Raw genomic sequence first — 1,346 nt, forward strand, 5'->3', positions numbered from 1 at the left:
GATGGTGAAACTGCTACGCTTACGGCAACCGATGCAGCAGGCAATGTTGGAGCTGAAACCACGACAGATAAAGCGGATACAGTTGCGCCACTCGCGCCAAGTGTTGATCTAAACAATGTAGCAGGATTGGTCGGAACAAGTGAAGCCAATGCAGTGATCACCCTTGATCTAGGTAATGGTCATACCTTGACCACAACAGCGAATAGTCAAGGCAAATGGTCATTTGCACCAAATCCGATTGCCGATGGTGAAACCGCAACACTTACTGCAACTGATGTAGCGGGCAACATTGGTCCATCGATTACCACGGATAAAGCGGATACGATTGCGCCTCTCGCACCAAGTGTTGAGCAAAATAATGCAGCAAATTTGTCAGGTAGCAGTGAGGCCAATGCACTGATCACACTTGACTTGGGTAATGGCAATACCTTGACCACGACAGCGAATAGCCAAGGCAAATGGTCATTTGTACCCAATCCGATTGCGGATGGTGAAACAGGCAAGCTGACGGCAATCGATACAGCAGACAATGTCGGCCCATCGATGACCACAGCTAAAGCAGACACGGTTGCACCTTTAGCTCCAAGTGTTGAACAAAACAATGCAGCAAGTTTGTCAGGTACGAGCGAAGCCAATGCCGTAATCACCCTTGATCTAGGTCATGGCAATACCTTAACCACGACAGCGAACAGCCAAGGCAAATGGTCATTTGCACCGAACCCGATTGCGGATGGTGAAACAGGCAAGCTGACTGCAACAGATGCCGCAGGTAATATTGGAGCTGAAACCACAACAGATAAAGCAGACACGGTTGTACCTTTAGCTCCAAGTGTTGAACAAAACAATGCAGCAAGTTTGTCAGGTACAAGTGAAGCCAATGCAGTGATCATGTTGGATCTGGGTCATGGCACTACCTTAACCACGATAGCCAATAGTCAAGGTAAATGGTCATTTGCACCAAATCCGATTGCCGATGGTGAAACGGCGACGCTTACGGCTACAGATGCCGCAGGTAATGTTGGTGCATCGATTACCACAGATAAAGCAGATACAGTTGCGCCACTCGCACCAAGTGTTGATCTGAATAATGCAGCAAGCTTATCAGGTACAAGTGAAGCCAATGCGTTAATTACGCTAGATTTAGGACATGGCAATACTTTGACCACGACAGCAAACAGCCAAGGCAAATGGTCATTTGCACCCAACCCAATTGCGGATGGTGAAACTGCTACGCTTACGGCAACCGATGCGGCAGGCAATGTTGGAGCTGAAACCACGACAGATAAAACAGATACAGTTGCACCACTCGCGCCAAGTGTTGAGCTAAATAATGCAGCAAGTTTGTC

Annotated in this window: 1 protein-coding gene; it reads left to right on the plus strand. The window is 48.0% G+C overall.

Going from position 1 to position 1,346, the window contains the following annotated elements; all coding sequences use genetic code 11:
- Positions 1-1,346: Ig-like domain-containing protein (locus F960_RS22505; protein WP_004845943.1), on the plus strand; the 1,346-nt coding region annotated here is incomplete at both ends.

The organism is Acinetobacter gerneri DSM 14967 = CIP 107464 = MTCC 9824 (assembly GCF_000368565.1).
Classification (GTDB): Bacteria; Pseudomonadota; Gammaproteobacteria; order Pseudomonadales; family Moraxellaceae; genus Acinetobacter; species Acinetobacter gerneri.